The organism is Planococcus sp. CAU13, from assembly GCF_000775575.1.
Classification (GTDB): Bacteria; Bacillota; Bacilli; order Bacillales_A; family Planococcaceae; genus Planococcus.
The window spans coordinates 1-876 of sequence record NZ_JRGN01000026.1 but is presented as its reverse complement, the minus strand read 5'-3'; the positions used below and the strand labels follow the sequence as shown (position 1 = coordinate 876).

The following is an 876-nucleotide window of genomic DNA, read 5'->3' as shown; positions in this document are numbered from 1 at the left end:
GTCGATATCCAAGTGGTTTGTCGGCTCATCGAACAGCAGCCAATTGCTTTCTTCAAGCATCAGTTTGCACAGGCGGACTTTCGCCTGTTCACCACCGCTCAATTGGCTCATTGAACGGGAAATGTGTTCGTTTTTCAAGCCGGTACGCGCTAACGCTCCGCGTACCTGCCCTTGATCCATGCTTGGATACGCGGACCAGATTTCATCTAAAGGGGTATGCGATGGTGCTTTGACTTCCTGTTCAAAATAACTTGGCGTCAAATATTCACCGCGGATGACTTCGCCGTCGAGCGGTTTGATCTTGCCGAGCATCGTTTTCAACAGGGTCGATTTACCGACACCGTTCATGCCGACAAGCGCGATTTTTTCGCCGCGTTCAATCATGAATGACAACGGCGGCATCAATGGCTTATCGTAACCGATCGAAAGAGATTCCGCTTCCACTACATAGCGGCTCGGGCTGCGTGTTTCCTTGAAACCGAATTGCGGTTTCGCAGCCACTTCCGGTTTATCGATGCGGTCCATCCGGTCGAGTAATTTCTGGCGTGACTTCGCACGTCCAGTCGTCGAGGCGCGTGCTTTGTTTTTTGCAATGAACGTTTCGGTTTTCTTGATCATTTCCGCTTGTTTTTCATAAGCATCAAGGTGCTGCTGCTTCGCAAGCTCTGCCAGTTCGATGAATTTCTCGTACGTAGCCGTGTAGCGTGACAGGCGTGAGAATTCCAGGTGGAAAATGACATCCGTCACCGAACTCATGAATTCCGTATCATGCGAAATCAGAAGGAAAGCATGCGGATAATTTTTCAGATAGTTAACAAGCCATTGAATATGCTCTTCATCCAGATAGTTTGTCGGCTCATCCAGAAGCAAGACTTT

General features: G+C 49.0%; 1 protein-coding gene. It reads right to left on the bottom strand.

Features of this window, described 5'->3' with window-relative positions:
• The coding region (locus KW93_RS00800) for an ABC-F family ATP-binding cassette domain-containing protein (RefSeq protein ID WP_033541050.1) at positions 1 to 876 on the bottom strand (876 nt) is incomplete at both ends.